This window comes from Acinetobacter sp. SW-226, assembly GCF_055632855.1.
The window spans coordinates 849,882-868,409 of the sequence record NZ_CM145752.1 but is presented as its reverse complement, the minus strand read 5'-3'; the positions used below and the strand labels follow the sequence as shown (position 1 = coordinate 868,409).

Genomic DNA, 18,528 nt, shown 5'->3' with positions numbered 1-18,528 from the left:
GTTTACTATCACAGTAAACATTTTGGATTTTTTAAAAAACTTCTTCTCTTTATTTTTAGATGATTCTGCAAAATAAGACAACCACCTGAAACAAAAAAGAGCGACCGTAGTCGCTCTTTTTTTTATCTTATTTGCGTTTACGCTGAATTGCGTGAATCGCTCGACCATCCACTGCTAGTGCAGCTTCATGAACCACTTCTGAATAAGTAGGATGACCAAAAGTCATCAATTGTAAATCTTCAACAGAAGATACAAACTCAAGTGCAATCATACCTTGGTGAACAATATCAGAAGCACCTGGGCCAATGATATGCATACCTAATAGACGGTCAGTTTTTGCATCTGCAACAAACTTCACAAAACCAGCAGATTCATTCGCAGCTAAAGCACGACCATTTACAGCAAATGGGAATTGTCCAGTTTTAACTTCATGACCTTTTTCTTTGGCTTGTTCTTCAGTCAAACCAACCCACGCCGCTTCAGGGTGAGTATAAATCACAGAAATGATGGTGTCATAGTTTACTTGAGCAGCATGACCATGCATACGCTCAACCGCCATTACACCCTCTTCCATTGCTTTATGCGCAAGCATTGGACCACGGACTAAGTCACCAATTGCATATACGCCGTCAACAGACGTTGCACACCAATCATTTACTTCAACTAGACCACGCTCAGTCAACTTAATACCTGAGTCTTCAGCCAATAAACCTTCAGCATAAGCTTTACGACCTACACAAACGATTAACTTATCGAAAGTTTCAGTTTTGTCTTCACCCGCTTGGTTGTATTGAACAGTCACTTCACGACCGTTGATTTCAGTACCAGAAACTTTTGCACCGATACGGATATCTAAACCTTGTTTAGTCAAAAGCTTTTGGTAGTCTTTTGCCAACGCTTTATCAGCCATTGGTAAGAATGCATCCATTGCTTCAAATACAACAACTTCAGAACCTAGGCGACGCCACACTGAACCAAGTTCAAGGCCAATAACACCTGCCCCAATGACACCAAGACGTTTAGGAACTTCTTGGAATTCTAATGCGCCCGTTGAATCTACGATAAGATCTTCATCAACTTTAGCCACTGGAATATTTACAGGAACTGAACCCGTTGCCAAAATGACAAATTTAGGTTCCAAAACTTGTACTTCACCGCCATCTAATGGAGCGAATTCAACTTTTTTACCTGCAAGTAATTTACCAGTACCTTGTAACCATTCAATGCCATTACCTTTCAGTAATTGAGCAACGCCACCTGTCAAGTTATCTACAACTTTATCTTTACGCGCTAAAAGTTTAGCAAGGTCAAGTTGTACATTCTCAACTGTGATGCCATGAACGTCTAAGCCATGAAGTGTATCTTCATAATGATGTGAAGAATCAAGCAATGCTTTAGAAGGGATACAACCCACATTTAAGCAAGTACCACCTAAAGATGGTTTACCTTTGTGTACACGTTTTTCGATACACGCAACTTTGAAACCAAGCTGCGCAGCACGAATCGCTGCTTCATAACCGCCAGGGCCGCCGCCAATTACAACAAGATCAAATTGTTGAGACATGTTTATCTCCAAAAATGGGCTTAGAGGATCGCCCTAAGCCCATGTTTTATTCTTTAGATTAAAGGTCAAGGATCAATTTAGCTGGTTCTTCTAACAATTCTTTAATTGTTACAAGGAAGCCTACCGCTTCTTTACCATCAATTAGACGGTGGTCATAAGAAAGCGCTAAATACATCATCGGTAAGATTTCTACTTGACCATTGACAGCCATTGGACGCTCTTGGATTTTATGCATACCCAAAATCGCTGTTTGAGGCGTATTTAAGATCGGAGTAGATAATAATGAACCGAATGTACCACCATTGGTAATCGTGAACGTACCGCCAGTCATGTCTTCGATACCCAATTTGCCATCACGCGCTTTATAAGCGTAATCACGGATACCATTTTCAACTTCAGCATAGTTCATACGGTCTGTATCACGAAGCACAGGTACAACTAGACCACGCTCAGAAGATACTGCTACACCGATGTCATAGTAACCATGGTAAACAATGTCATCACCATCAATTGAAGCATTAACCGCTGGATAACGTTTAAGTGCTTCAGTTGCTGCTTTAACAAAGAAAGACATAAAGCCAAGACGAGCACCATGACGCTTTTCAAACGCATCTTTATATTGTGCACGCATTTCCATGATTGGCTTCATGTTCACTTCGTTAAACGTAGTCAACATTGCAGTTTCTTGAGTTGCAGCAAGCAGACGCTCAGCAACACGCTTACGAAGACGTGTCATCGGAACACGCTTCTCAACACGCTCACCCACAGCAACACTTAAAGGCGCTGCAGCTGGAGCTGCTGGTTTAGTTTGATGATTTGCTACATCTTCTTTCGTGATACGACCACCACGGCCTGTACCTGCAACATCTGCTGCTGGAATACCAGACTCAGTCAATGCTTTACGTACTGCTGGTGCTTGATCAGCAACTTGAGCACGTTCAACAACAGGCGCAGCACCTGCTTGAGTTTGTGCAGCAGCAACTTCCACTTTCGCTTCAGACTGAACAGCTTCAGTTTGTGCCGCGCCAGATACAGAACCTTCTTCAAACTCTGCAATCACTTCGTTTGAAAGAACAGTGTCACCTTCAGCTTTAATGATGGATGCAATTGTACCGTCAGCAGGAGCAACAACTTCTAAAACAACTTTGTCAGTTTCAATATCACAAATCACTTCGTCACGTGATACTGCTTCACCTGGTTGTTTGTGCCAAGTTGCAATTGTTCCGTCAGCAACTGACTCTGGGAATACCGGTGCTTTAATTTCGGTTGCCATTACTAAGAATCTCCTGTTATTCAGCTACGATCGCTAAAGCGTCATTTACGAGCTGAGCTTGTTGTTTTGCATGCAAATATGGTGAACCACAAGCCGGTGCAGCAGAAGCTTCACGACCTGCATAACTGATACGTACTGGTTTCGCAGATTTCATTACATCATCATATAGACGCGGTGCAATGAATAACCAAGCGCCCTGGTTCTTCGGCTCTTCTTGGGTCCAAACAATATCTTTCACATTTGGATATTGAGCAAGAACTTCAGCAATACGTTGTTCAGGGTATGGATACAATTGTTCAATACGAACGATTGCAGTGTTATTCAACTCTTGCTCACGACGTTTCTCAAGCAAGTCGTAGTAAACCTTACCACCACAAAGCACTAAACGTGTTACGTCTGCTTTGTTGATGTTGTCGATTTCATCAATCACTGTTTGGAATGTACCGTTTGCAAGTTCACTTAAAGTAGACGTTGCAAGCTTGTGACGAAGCAAAGACTTCGGTGACATGATGATCATTGGCTTACGAATTGGGCGAATCGCTTGACGACGTAAAGCATGGAAAATCTGTGCAGGTGTAGTCGGTGTCATCACTTGCATATTGTCTTCAGCACATAGCTGTAAGAAACGCTCTAAACGTGCAGATGAGTGCTCTGGACCTTGACCTTCAAAACCATGAGGAAGAAGTAGCGTTAAACCACATACACGCTCCCACTTGGTTTCACCTGATGCGATGAACTGATCAATTACAACCTGTGCACAGTTTGCGAAGTCACCAAATTGTGCTTCCCAAATCACCAAGCTCTTAGGCAGAGTCGTTGCATAACCATACTCAAAACCTAACACCGCCATTTCAGACAATAATGAGTCATAAATCGCTGTACGTGGTTGGTTTTCTTTGATATGGCAAAGCGGAATATAAGTCGAACCATCAACTTGGTTATGCAGTTTTGCATGACGGTGTGAGAAAGTACCACGACCTACGTCTTCACCAGTCAAACGAACCAAATAGCCATCATCTAAAATAGATGCATAAGCCAAAGTTTCCGCAGCACCCCAGTTCAATGGCATTTCACCAGTTTGCATTTTTAAGCGATCATCAATCACTTTTGCAACCTGACGCTGCATCACGAAACCTTCTGGAAGCTCGCGCATTTTGCGACCCAGTTCTTTTAGACGGTCTTCAGAACATGTGGTATCCCATACGTCTGTATAGTCATGTCCTAAGTACGGTGCCCAATCTACAAACATTTTTGTATTTGGCTCAAGTACCAACGCATTGGCAACATGCTTACCTGCTTCTAGATCAGAACGATAGTCTTCTACCATTTGATCTGCTTTAGCACGGTCTAATATGCTTTCTTGAACCAATTGATCTGCATACAATGCACGGGTTGTCGTTTTCTTGTTAATGACTTGATACATCATTGGCTGAGTTGCAGCTGGCTCATCCGCTTCGTTGTGACCACGACGACGGTAACAGAACATGTCAATGACAACGTCTTTACGGAAAGTATGACGGAAGTCATGTGCCAATTGCGCAACAAACAATACTGATTCAGGATCATCACCGTTCACATGGAAAATCGGTGCTTGGATCATTTTCGCAATGTCCGTACAGTATTCTGTAGAACGTGCATCACGTGGATCAGATGTTGTGAAACCAACTTGGTTATTCACCACAATGTGAACCGTACCACCCACTGTATAGCCACGTGTTTGTGACATTTGGAAGGTTTCTTGGTTCACCCCTTGACCTGCAAATGCAGCATCACCGTGAACAATGACTGGCAATACGTCATCGCCACCAATGTCTTTACGACGAACTTGACGTGCACGTACTGAACCTTCAACCACAGGGCCAACGATTTCTAAGTGCGATGGGTTAAACGCCAATGCCAAGTGAACTTCGCCACCTGGAGTCATTACGTTTGAAGAGAAACCTTGGTGGTACTTCACATCGCCAGAACCTTTTTTATGTAAGCTCTTACCTTCGAACTCACCAAATAGGTCTGCTGGGTTTTTACCCATGATGTTTACAAGAAGGTTCAAACGACCACGGTGTGGCATACCAATGACTACTTCTTTACAACCTACAGAACCTGCACGCTGAATCAAAGCATCAACCATTGGAATAAAAGATTCACCACCTTCCACGCCGAAACGTTTTGCGCCGACGTATTTATTACCAAGGAATTTTTCTAGGCCTTCAGCAGCGGTCAAACGTTCTAATACGTGTTTTTTCTGATCTGCTGTAAAATTGAATTGACCACGTGCACCTTCAAGACGTTGTTGAATCCAACGTTTTTCTTTGGTATCAACAATGTGCATGTATTCTGCACCAATCGAAGCACAATACGTCGCTTCCATGGCTTGAACCATTTCACCTAAAGTTGCTTCGTCTTTACCAATCAAAAGATTACCTGTATTGAATACAGTATCAAAATCAGATTGGGTTAAGCCGTGTGCCGCAAGGTCAAGATCAGGTACGATTTCACGTTTTGCTAAACCTAAAGGATCAAGCTTTGCTTTTTGATGACCACGGTTACGATACGCTGCGATCAGTTGTAGTACGCCAATTTGACGACGTTCATGTTCTGTACTAACAGAACTTTGTACCACTGCTTGAACACGACTTGAATTACGACCTAGTAATAAGAATTGCTCACGTACATTGCTGTGTGGTTGATCACCTTTCGGGTATTTATCGAAGTATGCACGCCAGTCAGCTTCTACTGAGTCTGGTGCAGCCAAGTACTGCTCATAAAGTTCTTCAATATACGCTGCACTATCAGCGGAAAGTTCAGTGTCAAGACGCAATGCGTCAGCAACTTCTTGCATTTGTGGACCCATTTCCTATTGCAAAAACATTTCAGGATGCTTTTTAAGCAACCCCATGATTATTAATGTCAAATTGGTAACATGACATTAGTCCCCATAAGGCGTATGCCATGAGGCGTTATCACTACATTAGAATTACCCAATGTGACAATGAATCATAACGCCCTCAGCGGCATCATCACTCATTCATACCCGGCCAAAACCGAGCAATTTTTTGCAAATCGACTTAGAAAAAATAAAGCCTTACATTATTTTTTCTAAAGCGACTAATCCACTCATTTATACGCGTTCTGGTCCAGCTTAAATGTTGAATTAATGTACATATTTAACACACATTTTTTAAATATAAACGTGTAAAAATTTTAGCATACTCCCTATATTTCAATTGATTTTTTTGACATATACCTTTCATAAATTGGCGAAATACACATATCAAAATTTCATCTAATATATGGTGCTTTAAATAAAAATGAGTTTCAACGTAGACCAAAGTCTACTCTAAAAAACACATACGAAAAGAGAGCACCATCTTTCAATATGCCCTCTCATTTACAAGCCCCATCTTAACACCTTCATAACTTTTTTGCAGACTCATCCTTGCACTTATTTATGACATTTGTTTTAAATCACTGTGCTTTTCACTGATCTGGTGCATTTCCAGTAAAAGTCTCACACCACAAACAAAAATAATGCCAACTTCGGTCTTTTCATAAAAATTTAACGCAATTGAAAAATTTTTAACCAAAAATAAAAAAGCACACCTCATGGGTGTGCTTTTTTTGACCAATATATCAGTCTAAAGATTAACCAGCAGCATCTAAAAGCATGTTACGGATGTGACCGATTGCTTTCGTTGGGTTCAAACCTTTAGGACATACTGATACACAGTTCATGATACCTTTACAACGGAAGAGCGAGAACGGGTCGTCAAGACGAGCCAAACGCTCTTGAGTTGCTGTATCACGAGAGTCGATGATGAAACGGTATGCATTCAACAACGCTGAAGGACCCAAGAACTTGTCTGGGTTCCACCAGAATGATGGACATGATGTTGAACAGCATGCACAAAGAATACATTCATATAAACCATCTAAGTGTTCACGATCTTCAGGAGACTGTAAACGCTCTTTCGGTGGCGCAGGTTGGTTGTTGATCAAGAATGGGTGAATTTTGTTGTACTGATCGTAGAACTGATTCATATCCACAACTAAATCTTTAACTACTGGCAACCCAGGCAAAGGACGAACTGTAATCACTTCTGGTAAATCGTTTAGGTTCCAAAGGCACGCTAAACCATTTTTACCATTGATGTTCACACCATCCGAACCACAAATACCTTCACGGCATGAACGACGGAATGTTAATGATTCATCTTGAACTTTTAATGCAAGAAGTGCATCAAGCAACATACGGTGCTTATCAGTCAACTCTAGCTTAAACGTTTGCATATACGGTGCTTTATCCTTATCAGGATCGTAGCGGTAGATATTAAATGTACGAGTACCTCTACTCATCTTACTTCTCCCAATTAGAATGTACGTGGTTTAGGTGGAATTGCAGCAACCGATAATGGCTTGTAACGTACAGGCTTGTACTCAAGACGGTTATCGCTAGAGAACCACAATGTGTGTTTCATCCACTCATCATCACGACGGCCATACGGGTAAGCTGGGTGATCTGGTGACTCTTCAAAGTCTACAACTGTATGCGCACCACGACACTCTTTACGAGCAGCAGCAGAAATCAATGTCGCTTTTGCCACTTCATACAAGTTTTCAACTTCTAAAGCTTCTACACGTGCAGTGTTAAATACTTTAGATTTGTCTTTTAAGTGAATGTTGCGTACACGCGGCTCGATAGCAAGAATCTGCTTCACACCCTCTTCAAGAAGCGCAGTCGTGCGGAATACACCTGCATGGTCTTGAACGATGTCACGAATTGCATCTGCAACTTCTTGAGCATTTTCACCTGATGTTGAGTCATCCAATTTACGGATACGCGCAACAGTTTGTTCAAGTACAGTCGTAGGAAGCGGTTGGTATTCATCACCGTGGTGTTTAGTCACGTAGTCGATGATGTGTTCACCTGCAGCTTTACCAAATACAACCAAGTCAAGTAGTGAGTTCGTACCCAAACGGTTTGCACCATGCACAGATACGCAAGAGCACTCACCAATTGCATAGAAGCCTTTCACAGGCTTGGTAAAGTTACGATCGCCCGCATTAGTTGAATAGATATCGCTATCTTTATCATAATGTGCTGTAAATGCTTCAGTTTCAGAACCTTCAGGCACAACCACCTGACCATGGATATTGGTTGGAATACCACCCATTTGGTAGTGAATTGTTGGTACAACTGGAATAGGCTCTTTCGTGATATCCACGTTCGCGAATTTCTTACCAATCTCAAATACAGATGGAAGACGCTTCATGATCGTTTCAGCACCCAAGTGCGTCATATCAAGCAAGATATAGTCTTTCTTCGGACCACAACCACGACCTTCTTTAATTTCTTGGTCCATCGAACGTGATACGAAGTCACGTGGCGCCAAGTCTTTTAAAGTTGGTGCATAGCGTTCCATGAACGGCTCACCCGCATCGTTACGAAGGATTGCACCTTCACCACGACAACCTTCAGTTAACAATACGCCTGCACCAGCCACACCCGTTGGGTGGAACTGCCAGAATTCCATATCTTGCAATGGAATACCTGCACGAGCCGCCATACCAAGGCCATCACCCGTATTGATATAAGCATTGGTAGATGCACGGTAAACACGACCTGCACCACCTGTAGCAAATAATGTTGCTTTGGCTTGGAATACTGCAATTTTACCTGTTTCTTGGTCGATTGCTGTTACACCAAGAACATCACCCGCTTCGTTACGAATCAGATCAAGTGCGATCCATTCAACAAAGAATTGAGTGCCCATTTTCACGTTGCTTTGATAAAGCGTGTGAAGAAGTGCGTGACCTGTACGGTCAGCAGCAGCACAGGCACGTGGCACTGCTTTTTCACCGTAGTTTGCAGAGTGACCACCAAATGGACGTTGGTAAATCGTACCGTCTGCGTTACGGTCAAATGGCATACCCAAGTGTTCTAACTCATAAACCACTTGCGGCGCTTCACGCGTCATAAACTCGATTGCGTCTTGGTCGCCTAACCAATCAGAACCCTTAACAGTGTCGTAGAAGTGGTAGTGCCAGTTATCTTCTTGCATGTTACCAAGAGATGCACCAATACCACCCTGCGCTGCAACAGTGTGCGAACGAGTTGGGAATACTTTAGTTAAAACAGCAACTTTCAAACCAGCTTGAGCAAGTTGGTAAGACGCGCGCATACCAGAACCACCACCACCAACGATGACAGCATCGAAAGTTTCGTGTGGAATATTTGTGTAATCTTCTTTAGGGGTTATAGCGCCCATGATCTCTTCCTATCAATTCGCCCAAAAAATCTGGATTGCCCAGATCGCATATGCAAATACAGCAATAATTACTGCTGAAGTCAGTACAAGGCGTAAACCTGAAGCTGAAGGACCCATTTGGCGAGTAGTCACATAATCCGTGAATACTTGCCACATACCAATCCAAGCATGTGCAACAAGAGATAAGACGGCTAATAAAGATAAGATCTTCATTGGAGCTGTCATCATAAAGCCGTACCACTGTTCATGGCTAAAACCGCCATTGCATAGGATCCAACCTAGAACAACAACTGTATAAACCGCTAATACGACAGCACTTACACGTTGGATAAACCAATCGCGAGAACCTGAACCCGTTAAACCAGTAGCACTTTTCATTAGATAACAATCCATACAAATGCCGCAACGATACCAATTGCAGACAAGATCAATGAAATAGTAGCTGCGATGCGACCACTTTGTAGCTCTTCAGCAAAACCTAGGTCAGCAAGTAAGTGCTTAACACCCGCAATAAAGTGGAAAATTAAGCCGGCTACAAATACCCATACGACAAAACGCACAATGAAGCTATTAAAAATAGCCTGAACTTGAGCAAAACCTTCAGGCGAAGACAAAGACTTGTCTAAGATCCATAAAAGTACCGGTACGAGTAAAAATACGATGACACCTGATAGACGGTGTAAGATTGATGCAATAGCCACAGGGGATTTTAAGTTTACTTCTAAAACTTGACCCATGGACAAATTGACAGGTCTGTTGCTTTTCACAGCGGGCATCCTGTAAGTAAAAACTCCATCCGGAGTTTGTTGGAATTAATTCGAAGGAAAGCTGGCATTGTTCAGCAGCTACTTTAAAACTCTAAATTAAATAGCGTTTGAACTTAAAACGACACTGAATTATAAGACGTGAACTGTCAAAATACAAACAATGCCCTTTGCCTTTTTGCATAAAAATTCTTTAAATAAGAATCATTAACATGTGTAAAAATACCATTCTCAATCCACTTCTATGCTTTTTATTAAGCTATATGATTGGTTTTTATAAATTAAACATAAATTTTATAAGAACAATCCTTCTCCAAACCGACAAAAAACAACTTTAGACTAAAGATGAACAAAAAAAATTTGGCTTTATGAGTCACAAATTTCATCGCATTATTTTAATCATTTTTTATTTTTATATAAAATGTTCATTATTTTATTTTAATATAATGGTATAAATCTGCATGATGTTGGTGCAATGGATTAATATCTTACAAGCTTGAAATATCTCGTAATAAATTTTAATTAAAACAAAATTACCCTATGCATTTAAATAAAAAAAGTGCCTGATATATCGTTTTCGAAATGGTAAATAAGCTGTTTTTTTATACAAATAAATATTTTTTTTGAGTGAATTTATTGTTTTTAACAATGAGTAATAAAGCACCATTTTCAGTAAAAAATTTATCGTAAGTTACGAGAATCATAATAAATGTAAATACACTGCAACTTGATTTTTTACTCTTTTAAAGAACTTTTTTGAATATAAAACTGCTTACAATTCCACCAGCAACATTTTTTATTTATGCACTTGCTCCATGAATTAACTTATTATAGTGTGTCGGTGCTGTGATTTTATGCAAATTTTAACGGATTAAATCTTAACTATAAACTCGGCAGTTATCATTTTATCCATAAGTATAATTGACAAAATTTCAGTACTCTCTACTCTTAGAGCAAATTTTTAATCCGTCTGATTCGTGCATTAAAAGATGAGTATTTCGAGTCAGATAAAACATTCACCAGGACAGGAGATCTATTGAATGTCTGAAGCAACTGGCAAAAAAGCCGTTTTACAGCTTGATGGCAAAGAAATTGAATTACCAATTTACAGCGGCACATTGGGCCCAGATGTAATCGACGTTAAGGATGTATTGGCCGCAGGTCACTTCACTTTTGATCCTGGTTTTATGGCTACTGCTGCATGCGAGTCTAAAATCACTTTCATCGACGGTAACAAAGGTGTGCTTTTACACCGTGGCTACCCAATCGACCAGTTAGCAACTAAAGCTGACTACTTAGAAACTTGCTACTTACTTCTCAATGGCGAGCTTCCAACAGCTGAGCAAAAAGAAGTATTTGATGCTAAAGTTCGTAACCATACCATGGTTCACGATCAAGTTAGCCGTTTCTTCAATGGTTTCCGTCGCGATGCTCACCCTATGGCGATCATGGTTGGTGTAGTTGGTGCGCTTTCTGCGTTCTATCACAACAACTTAGACATCGAAAATGTTGATCACCGTGAAATTACAGCGATTCGCTTAATTGCTAAAGTACCTACTTTGGCGGCGTGGAGCTACAAGTACACTGTAGGTCAACCATTCGTTTACCCACGTAACGACTTAAGCTACGCTGAAAACTTCTTGTACATGATGTTTGCTACTCCAGCAGACCGTGATTACAAAGTAGATCCTATCCTTGCTAAAGCAATGGACCGTATCTTCACTCTTCACGCTGACCATGAACAAAATGCTTCTACGTCTACAGTACGTTTAGCTGGTTCTACTGGTGCTAACCCATACGCATGTATCGCTGCGGGTATCTCTGCACTTTGGGGCCCTGCTCACGGCGGCGCGAACGAAGCTGTTCTTAAAATGCTTGATGAAATCGGCACTGTAGAGAACGTTGCTGACTTCATGGAAAAAGTGAAAACTAAAGAAGTTAAACTCATGGGCTTCGGTCACCGTGTGTACAAAAACTTCGATCCACGTGCGAAAGTAATGAAAGAAACTTGCGACGAAGTTCTTGGTGCGCTTGGCATCAACGATCCACAGCTTGCACTTGCTATGGAACTTGAACGTATCGCACTTTCTGATGAGTACTTCATCAAACGTAACTTATACCCGAACGTAGACTTCTACTCAGGTATCATCCTTAAAGCGATTGGTATCCCGACAGAAATGTTTACAGTGATCTTCGCGCTTGCACGTACTGTTGGTTGGATCAGCCACTGGTTAGAAATGCACAGCGGTCCGTACAAGATCGGTCGTCCTCGTCAGCTTTACACTGGCGAAGTTCAACGCGACATCAACCGTTAATTCGGTCTGCGTTGATAGACAAAAAACCACCCTCATGGGTGGTTTTTTTATATGATGTAATTTAAATCAACAATGTATCAATAACATCATTTGAATATTCACAGTCTGTGCAAATTCAGGCGTTTTTACTGTTAATAAAACTACTCTAAGCTTTAACAACATCGTAGTGTTTTAGCTCAAGTGCAGATAAATGTTGCTTTAACTCAGCCAAGGACCACGGCCAAGCCGCGAAGTTACGCCCATTTTGATCTAAATAATAGCTTGAGCAGCTACCTCGGTTAAATACGGTGGTTTTCAAATGAGTTTGCACCTTGGCATTGTGATAACGCAGAACATCTCGTTTCACCATCATACGTTTAAAGCCTTGCTGCTTCATTTTTAGTAGACCATCTACAATGTACTGAATCTGCGCTTCAGCAATCCCAATAAAAGAGTCATACACCAAGATATTTGGCCCCAGTACCAAAAATGCATTTGGCACATTTTCCAAACTTGTCCCCAAGTACGCTTCTGGAGAACTGCCCTTCCAAAGGTCGGCCAATCGCTCACCTTGAGCATTCCATACCCGTTGTCCAATCGGTGGGTGTGCCACTTCAAAACCGGTTCCCCAGATAATGACATCGACCTCAAATCGCTCACCATTTGCAGCAATGACAGTCTGCCCATCCATCTCGGCCAAACCTTGTGGCAACAGCGTGACATTGTCTTGTTGCAGTGCTGGATAATAATTATTGGCAAATAAAAGTCGCTTACAGCCAATCGAAAAGTTAGGCGTTACAGCTTTACGTAAGGCGTCATCCTGTATTTGCAATTTCAATAATTGACGACTTAAAAAATTGACTGGCTCAAGCAGTGACGGATGACGTAGTCCAAAGTTGATCCCATTTAAAATACTGGAAACACTCTTCCTCCAACCTTGCTGAATCATCGGGAATTTGGCCGCCAACGATTTCACGCTAGCATTGAGCTGCATATCCGCTTTGGGCAAAACCCACGGCGCAGTTCGCTGAAATACGATCAGCTCCTTCGCCAACGGTTGAATTTGTGGAATAAACTGAATGGCCGATGCGCCAGTTCCAATCACGGCAACCCGCTTTCCCGTTAAGTCATAATCATGTTTCCAACGGGCTGAATGGAACATTTCTCCTTTAAACCCCGCTATCCCTTTAATGTTAGGTAAAGACGGTTCTGTAATCGGCCCTGTGCTAAAAATCACAGTTCGTGCTTGATATGCCCCCTGAGAGGTTTCGAGTTGCCAAATACTCGCCTCTTCATCCCACTTTGCACTGAGCAACTCATGCTGAAAACGGATTTTGTCTTGTAGCTCAAACTGCTCAACCACCTGTTCCAAGTAACTTAAAATTTCAGGTTGTTTCGCAAATAAGTGACTCCATTGATGACTAGGTGCAAAGGAAAATGAATACAAGGCCGAAGGTACATCACAACCACAGCCAGGGTAATGATTATCACGCCACGTGCCACCAACGCTCTCCGCTTTTTCTAATACCAGATAGTCCTGATAGCCGACTTGTTTCATTTTATAAGCCGCAGCAATGCCCGAAATCCCAGCACCCACAACAATGGTATCGTACGTATGTACGGCTTTAGGGTTAAGTACAGCCTTTTTACGAGCCTGCTTAGGTTGAGCTTCCGCACTTTTTGACGTTATCGTTTGATCTTGCATTTGATCAGACGGCTCTTGCACATCTGCTTGCTCTATCTCTAATTGCATTTCTATATTCATTTTTCTCTGTTCTTATTTTGTGATTTGATTAAACAGTGGATAACCCAGACCTAAAAGCTTGACGTATAAGCTTGGCGATGCGCGTTTCATCCACCAAAACAATTTGGCATCAGGTTGTGGAATGGTATAAAGCTTGCCTGCATCTAAACGATTCAAGGTTTTTCTGACCACAGCATCACTGGTGGTAAACGCATGGTTCATCAGCAGTTTGTCAGCCAGTCCAGAATAGCGACTTGGCAAACGCCCATTCTTCATAATATTGGTCGGCACCAAGGTTGGACACAGCACATTGACTGCAATGTTATAAGCATGAAGTTCTGAGGCTAAGGTTTCTGATAGCGCCAAAACACTAGACTTGGTCACGTTATACGCTGTCATTTCAGGAGCTGCGGTATAACCCGCTGCCGATGCCACATTAATAATGGCACCAAAACCTTGCTGTTTAAATTTAGGTACAAAGTAGTGGCAACCATGAATTACCCCCCACAGGTTGACGTGCATACACCACTGCCAATCCTCTAGCGACACTTCATCAAACTTACCACCCAACCCAACTCCTGCATTATTGATGAGCAAGGTAACAGGATGCCCCAAAAACTGTTCCGCTTGCTCCGCCAAAGTGTGTACAGATTCTTTTAATCCAACATCACAGTGCACCGCATAGGCTGACGAAGATGTCATCGACTGAATCAAATCCACCGTCTCCTGTGCTGAGCTTAATTCAATATCCGCACAGATGACATCACCACCACGCTTTGCCAGTTCCAGTGCAAAGCTACGACCAATACCACTGCCTGCACCCGTTACGACAGCGTAGGCTTTTTGACTTGATTTATTTTTTTTGCTCAACAGTCCCATGTCATAATCTCCTTTTTATGATTTCAGTACTGGAGTAAATTCTTTGGTGAAGTACGGTGTGAGCACTCCTGTTTCAGGATGCAGTAAACGTTCTTTGTAATAATCTAAAAATGCAGAAGTATCATAATCATTCGGGTGAAAGCTCGGACGTAAATAGTCAAAAATATGCATCCAGCTACTGCCATAAACACCCCGTTTTAGCCCAAACAAGAGGCTGAAACTCCGCGGCACATCCTTCCAATAATGGAGACTCAGCAAATTAGACGGTTTGCGATAAAACGGGACAAAAACTGACGCCACAGAAATCAGCAGTAAAATGGTGATAAGCGCTGGAAAAAAGCCTGCAATACGCAAAGCATAATTATTGGAAAGCGATTGAAACACATCATACGCAATGTCTTTGTGCTCAGATTCCTCTAACATGTGCCACATCCAAATCGCCCGTTGTTTTTCATCTTGAGAATCGAAGAAAATCTCTTCATGGTTCATCATGTATTCGGACAGCACTGCGGTAAAATGTTCAATGCCCGCCATCAAAGACAATTTCATCGGTTGTGGTAAACGGTTAAAACCATAGTCGAAAACGATTTCAGCTAAATAGCGAAAAATGCCAACCGGCAAATCCACCTGTTTGAAAGTATCGTTCAACTCTTCATGTAACTTTGAATGCAGTGCCTCCTGACCAATCAAAGACGTCACACGTTGTTTTAATACAGGGTCAGTAAGGAAATCACGGTGATAGCGGGCGGTGTCAATCACCAAGTCCTCACCATAGGTCAGAAAGATTGAGAGTGATGCAAAGTAAGCACTCGCCAGCTCCGCATTTAGGTAGAATTTGGGATCAATTTTCTCCGCTTCAAAGTCAAATTTCATATGCCGAATCGGAATAATCGCAGACTGTTTTTCAGCATCGAATACTGGTCCCGCAAAAAATCGGCTGGCTTTACCTTTTAATGGAAGAGCGATACGCATAGGACATTCCTTCTTATTTTTAGCTCGTTTTCAGGCTCAATCTCACGATTTTTTACCTGTGCTTTGCATTCAAAATAAGAGCCCACATCCCCTATGCCACTGGCATTTTTCTTCAAATAATTTGCAATTTATGACTTTAAAATCTGTTGTCTAACAATCACTCTGCAGATTTATCTATCGGGGTCAGAACGAGGCTTTGTGCGCCACAAAAGGAATACACTGCTCATAGGCTGAGCACTCTTCACCATAGTGTTTTTTAAGAAAATAGTCTTGCACCATTTGCGCCTGTTGTTCGATGCCATAGCTTAAAAACTGCTTCCCTTGTTTTAATGCATAACGATATTGACGGTTAAAAAGCGCCTTACGGACTACAGCGAGTCCCTGCTGAATTTGCCAAACATGCGTTAGCTCATGAATCAACCAAGCTTGTTGATGAATCGGTTGATCGGCAAAGTTTTCGCACCAATCTTTGATATTAAAATAGACATGTCCATTCGGGCTAATCGCATAATGCGGCAGCACTGCTCGATGTGCGATAATTCGAACCGAATCCATGTTCAGACTGTTCCCAAAAATACTGCTCGCGAGCTTTTTTCAGCTTCAGTCAGAGGACGGTTTTTAAGTTCAAACTTTTGCTGTATTTTTTGTAAAAGCGGTTGAAACCACACAATCACACTCCATAAAGACATTAGAATAATTTGTTCTTTTTAAGGACATTTACGGATTTTTTTTAGAATATCCCTTAAAAAAAATCGCATTTCGTATATAATATTCGCACTTATTATTGATTAATACTTCTATTTGTTTTTCGTCAATTGCACTACGTTGAACTTATAGCTATAACAAACTCAATCGTCGTGTATATATCCCTATAGGTATAGGATTTAGTTGGAAATGAAAAGTTTTAAAATTGCACTTGCACAGTTCTCTCCGCACATTGGCAACCTCGAAGCAAATGCCCTGAAAATGGTGGAACAAGCCAATGAAGCAAAAAAACAAAATGCTGATTTAATTATTTTTCCAGAACTTTCGAGCATTGGTTACCCAGCAGAGGATTTACTTCTACGTCCAAGCCTAACCAAACGCACGCAACAAGTTTTTGAACAACTTAAAACAGTAAAAGACATTGTGATGGTCTTTGGTTTTGTCAATCAAACTGAAGACGGTCAACGCTATAACGCCGCTGCGGTCATGAAAGATGGACAGGTTTTGGGTGTGTATAACAAACAAAACTTGCCAAACTACAGCGTGTTTGATGAAAAGCGTTACTTCACTGAAGGACATCAACACCTTGTTTTTGAATATCTTGAACATAAGTTTGGTGTGTTGATTTGTGAAGATGTTTGGTCACTTTCAACCGTACAACAACTGGCACAACTGAATGTTGAAACGGCTTTGGTTTTAAATGCTTCACCATACGAAGTAGGTAAACCTCAGCATCGCATTGAAACCATGTCTGCCCTTGCGAAACAAATGAACCTCAACTTGGTTTATGTGAACCAAGTCGGTGGTCAAGATGACCTGATCTTTGATGGTACAAGCTTTGTAATCGCTAAAGATGGTTCTATTACACTTCAAGCAGAAAGCTTTAAAGAAGCCCTATATTTCGCGGAATATGAAGCAGAACAACAAGCCTTTAAGGTCAATGCGCTACCGCCTGCTCTAGACACTATGGCCGAGATTTACCAAAGCTTAGTGATGGCGACCCGTGACTATGTACAGCGCTCAGGTTTCCCTGGAGTGATTCTTGGTTTATCAGGCGGGATCGACTCCGCTCTGACTCTTGCCATTGCTGCCGATGCAATTGGTGCAGACAAAGTGCAAGCTGTGATGATGCCATATACCTATACCGCTCAAATCAGTGTAGAAGATGCAGCTGAACAAGCAAAAAGTATGGGGGTAACTTTCGGGATTGCTGAAATCAACCCGATTGTGAACAGCTTTATGCAAACACTTTATCCGTTCTTTGGCAACAGCCCTGCGGATGCAACTGAAGAAAACTTGCAAGCACGTGCCCGCGGTACACTGCTAATGGGTTTATCAAACAAATTTGGTAATTTAGTGCTATCTACAGGCAACAAATCAGAATTGGCTGTGGGCTACTGCACGCTCTATGGCGACATGGTGGGTGGTTTTGCCGTATTGAAAGATGTGTATAAAACCATTGTGTTTGAACTTGCGAAATACCGTAACAGCATTTCGGACAAGCCCGTGATTCCTGAGCGTGTGATTACTCGTCCACCTTCAGCAGAACTACGTCCAGATCAAAAAGACCAAGACTCTTTACCGCCGTATGATGTACTGGATGCCATTTTGTATGCTTATATCGAAGAAGATACAAGCCAAGATGACATCATTGCCAAAGGCTTTGATGCTGAAGTGGTTGCAAAAGTGATTCGCTTGGTTGACTTCAATGAATACAAACGCCGCCAAGGTGCAATTGGGCCACGTATCAGCTCACGTGCATTTAGTCGTGAACGTCGCTACCCAATCGTAAATGGATGGAAAGCTGGCGTATAAGCTATCCCCCAATCAAAACAGCCCAAACAAATGTTTGGGCTGTTTTTCATTTAAAAAATAAAAATATATTTTTCACACACAAAAAAAGAGACCAAGCTGAGAGCTTGGTCTATAAAAATGGTGGCTATGACGAGACTTGAACTTGTGACCCCCGCATTATGAGTGCGGTGCTCTAACCAACTGAGCTACATAGCCGTAAACTGTGCGCGCATTATGCAAAGTTCAAAGACAAGCGTCAACCCTTTTTACACA

At 41.8% G+C, this 18,528-nt stretch carries 12 protein-coding genes, 1 tRNA gene and 1 pseudogene; 2 read left to right on the top strand and 12 right to left on the bottom strand.

Going from position 1 to position 18,528, the window contains the following annotated elements:
* Positions 1 to 127 precede the first annotated feature (127 nt).
* From lpdA to sdhC, 7 genes are all read right to left on the bottom strand, one after another.
* Entirely contained in the window at positions 128 to 1,564 is a 1,437-nt protein-coding gene (gene lpdA / locus ACZ8ZH_RS04130) for a dihydrolipoyl dehydrogenase (RefSeq protein WP_110974369.1), read from the bottom strand.
* Between the two features lie 58 nt (positions 1,565 to 1,622).
* Positions 1,623 to 2,837: a 2-oxoglutarate dehydrogenase complex dihydrolipoyllysine-residue succinyltransferase gene (odhB, locus tag ACZ8ZH_RS04125; protein WP_470247857.1), complete on the bottom strand. Its 1,215-nt coding sequence runs from the start codon at positions 2,835 to 2,837 to the stop codon at positions 1,623 to 1,625.
* 16 nt (positions 2,838 to 2,853) lie between these two features.
* The gene (locus tag ACZ8ZH_RS04120) at positions 2,854 to 5,676 is read right to left on the bottom strand and encodes a 2-oxoglutarate dehydrogenase E1 component (protein WP_086208254.1); all 2,823 of its coding nucleotides are present in this window, start codon (positions 5,674 to 5,676) and stop codon (positions 2,854 to 2,856) included.
* Between the two features lie 803 nt (positions 5,677 to 6,479).
* Complete coding sequence (locus ACZ8ZH_RS04115) at positions 6,480 to 7,190, bottom strand: succinate dehydrogenase iron-sulfur subunit (protein WP_086208082.1); 711 nt, start codon at positions 7,188 to 7,190, stop codon at positions 6,480 to 6,482.
* Between the two features lie 14 nt (positions 7,191 to 7,204).
* Entirely contained in the window at positions 7,205 to 9,103 is a 1,899-nt protein-coding gene (gene sdhA, locus ACZ8ZH_RS04110) for a succinate dehydrogenase flavoprotein subunit (RefSeq protein ID WP_086208083.1), read from the bottom strand.
* 12 nt (positions 9,104 to 9,115) lie between these two features.
* Positions 9,116 to 9,481: a succinate dehydrogenase, hydrophobic membrane anchor protein gene (sdhD, locus tag ACZ8ZH_RS04105; RefSeq protein ID WP_086208084.1), complete on the bottom strand. Its 366-nt coding sequence runs from the start codon at positions 9,479 to 9,481 to the stop codon at positions 9,116 to 9,118.
* Entirely contained in the window at positions 9,481 to 9,879 is a 399-nt protein-coding gene (sdhC, locus tag ACZ8ZH_RS04100; RefSeq protein ID WP_086208085.1) for a succinate dehydrogenase, cytochrome b556 subunit, read from the bottom strand. Before sdhC ends, sdhD begins: the two co-directional genes overlap by 1 nt.
* Before the next feature lie 1,028 nt (positions 9,880 to 10,907).
* Between sdhC and gltA the strand changes: the two genes are divergently transcribed.
* Entirely contained in the window at positions 10,908 to 12,182 is a 1,275-nt protein-coding gene (gene gltA / locus ACZ8ZH_RS04095) for a citrate synthase (RefSeq protein ID WP_004695551.1), read from the top strand.
* 145 nt (positions 12,183 to 12,327) lie between these two features.
* Here the strand turns inward: gltA and ACZ8ZH_RS04090 are convergent, their stop codons facing one another.
* The 4 genes and pseudogenes from ACZ8ZH_RS04090 to ACZ8ZH_RS04075 all read right to left on the bottom strand — a co-directional run bounded on the left by ACZ8ZH_RS04090 (position 12,328) and on the right by ACZ8ZH_RS04075 (position 16,445).
* Entirely contained in the window at positions 12,328 to 13,920 is a 1,593-nt protein-coding gene (locus tag ACZ8ZH_RS04090) for a flavin-containing monooxygenase (RefSeq protein WP_119063218.1), read from the bottom strand.
* 18 nt (positions 13,921 to 13,938) lie between these two features.
* The gene (locus ACZ8ZH_RS04085; RefSeq protein WP_119063152.1) at positions 13,939 to 14,784 is read right to left on the bottom strand and encodes an SDR family NAD(P)-dependent oxidoreductase; all 846 of its coding nucleotides are present in this window, start codon (positions 14,782 to 14,784) and stop codon (positions 13,939 to 13,941) included.
* A gap of 15 nt (positions 14,785 to 14,799) precedes the next feature.
* Complete coding sequence (locus ACZ8ZH_RS04080; protein ID WP_119063153.1) at positions 14,800 to 15,756, bottom strand: metal-dependent hydrolase; 957 nt, start codon at positions 15,754 to 15,756, stop codon at positions 14,800 to 14,802.
* A gap of 183 nt (positions 15,757 to 15,939) precedes the next feature.
* Positions 15,940 to 16,445, bottom strand: a pseudogene (locus ACZ8ZH_RS04075) (type IV secretion protein Rhs).
* A gap of 205 nt (positions 16,446 to 16,650) precedes the next feature.
* On the opposite strand from ACZ8ZH_RS04075, the gene ACZ8ZH_RS04070 reads away from it, so the two are divergent.
* Entirely contained in the window at positions 16,651 to 18,276 is a 1,626-nt protein-coding gene (locus tag ACZ8ZH_RS04070) for an NAD+ synthase (RefSeq protein WP_110974372.1), read from the top strand.
* Positions 18,277 to 18,394: 118 nt separating this feature from the next.
* On the opposite strand, the gene ACZ8ZH_RS04065 is transcribed toward ACZ8ZH_RS04070, so the two are convergent.
* Positions 18,395 to 18,471, bottom strand: a tRNA-Met gene (locus ACZ8ZH_RS04065).
* Between the last annotated feature and the right edge of the window lie 57 nt (positions 18,472 to 18,528).

What these genes read in the sequence shown, in the direction of transcription:
- lpdA (WP_110974369.1), bottom strand. Translation starts at nt 1,564, where the DNA reads ATGTCTCAACAATTTGATCTTGTTGTAATTGGCGGCGGCCCTGGCGGT.
- odhB (WP_470247857.1), bottom strand. Translation starts at nt 2,837, where the DNA reads ATGGCAACCGAAATTAAAGCACCGGTATTCCCAGAGTCAGTTGCTGAC.
- ACZ8ZH_RS04120 (WP_086208254.1), bottom strand. Translation starts at nt 5,676, where the DNA reads ATGCAAGAAGTTGCTGACGCATTGCGTCTTGACACTGAACTTTCCGCT.
- ACZ8ZH_RS04115 (WP_086208082.1), bottom strand. Translation starts at nt 7,190, where the DNA reads ATGAGTAGAGGTACTCGTACATTTAATATCTACCGCTACGATCCTGAT.
- sdhA (WP_086208083.1), bottom strand. Translation starts at nt 9,103, where the DNA reads ATGGGCGCTATAACCCCTAAAGAAGATTACACAAATATTCCACACGAA.
- sdhD (WP_086208084.1), bottom strand. Translation starts at nt 9,481, where the DNA reads ATGAAAAGTGCTACTGGTTTAACGGGTTCAGGTTCTCGCGATTGGTTT.
- sdhC (WP_086208085.1), bottom strand. Translation starts at nt 9,879, where the DNA reads ATGCCCGCTGTGAAAAGCAACAGACCTGTCAATTTGTCCATGGGTCAA.
- gltA (WP_004695551.1), top strand. Translation starts at nt 10,908, where the DNA reads ATGTCTGAAGCAACTGGCAAAAAAGCCGTTTTACAGCTTGATGGCAAA.
- ACZ8ZH_RS04085 (WP_119063152.1), bottom strand. Translation starts at nt 14,784, where the DNA reads ATGGGACTGTTGAGCAAAAAAAATAAATCAAGTCAAAAAGCCTACGCT.
- ACZ8ZH_RS04080 (WP_119063153.1), bottom strand. Translation starts at nt 15,756, where the DNA reads ATGCGTATCGCTCTTCCATTAAAAGGTAAAGCCAGCCGATTTTTTGCG.
- ACZ8ZH_RS04070 (WP_110974372.1), top strand. Translation starts at nt 16,651, where the DNA reads ATGAAAAGTTTTAAAATTGCACTTGCACAGTTCTCTCCGCACATTGGC.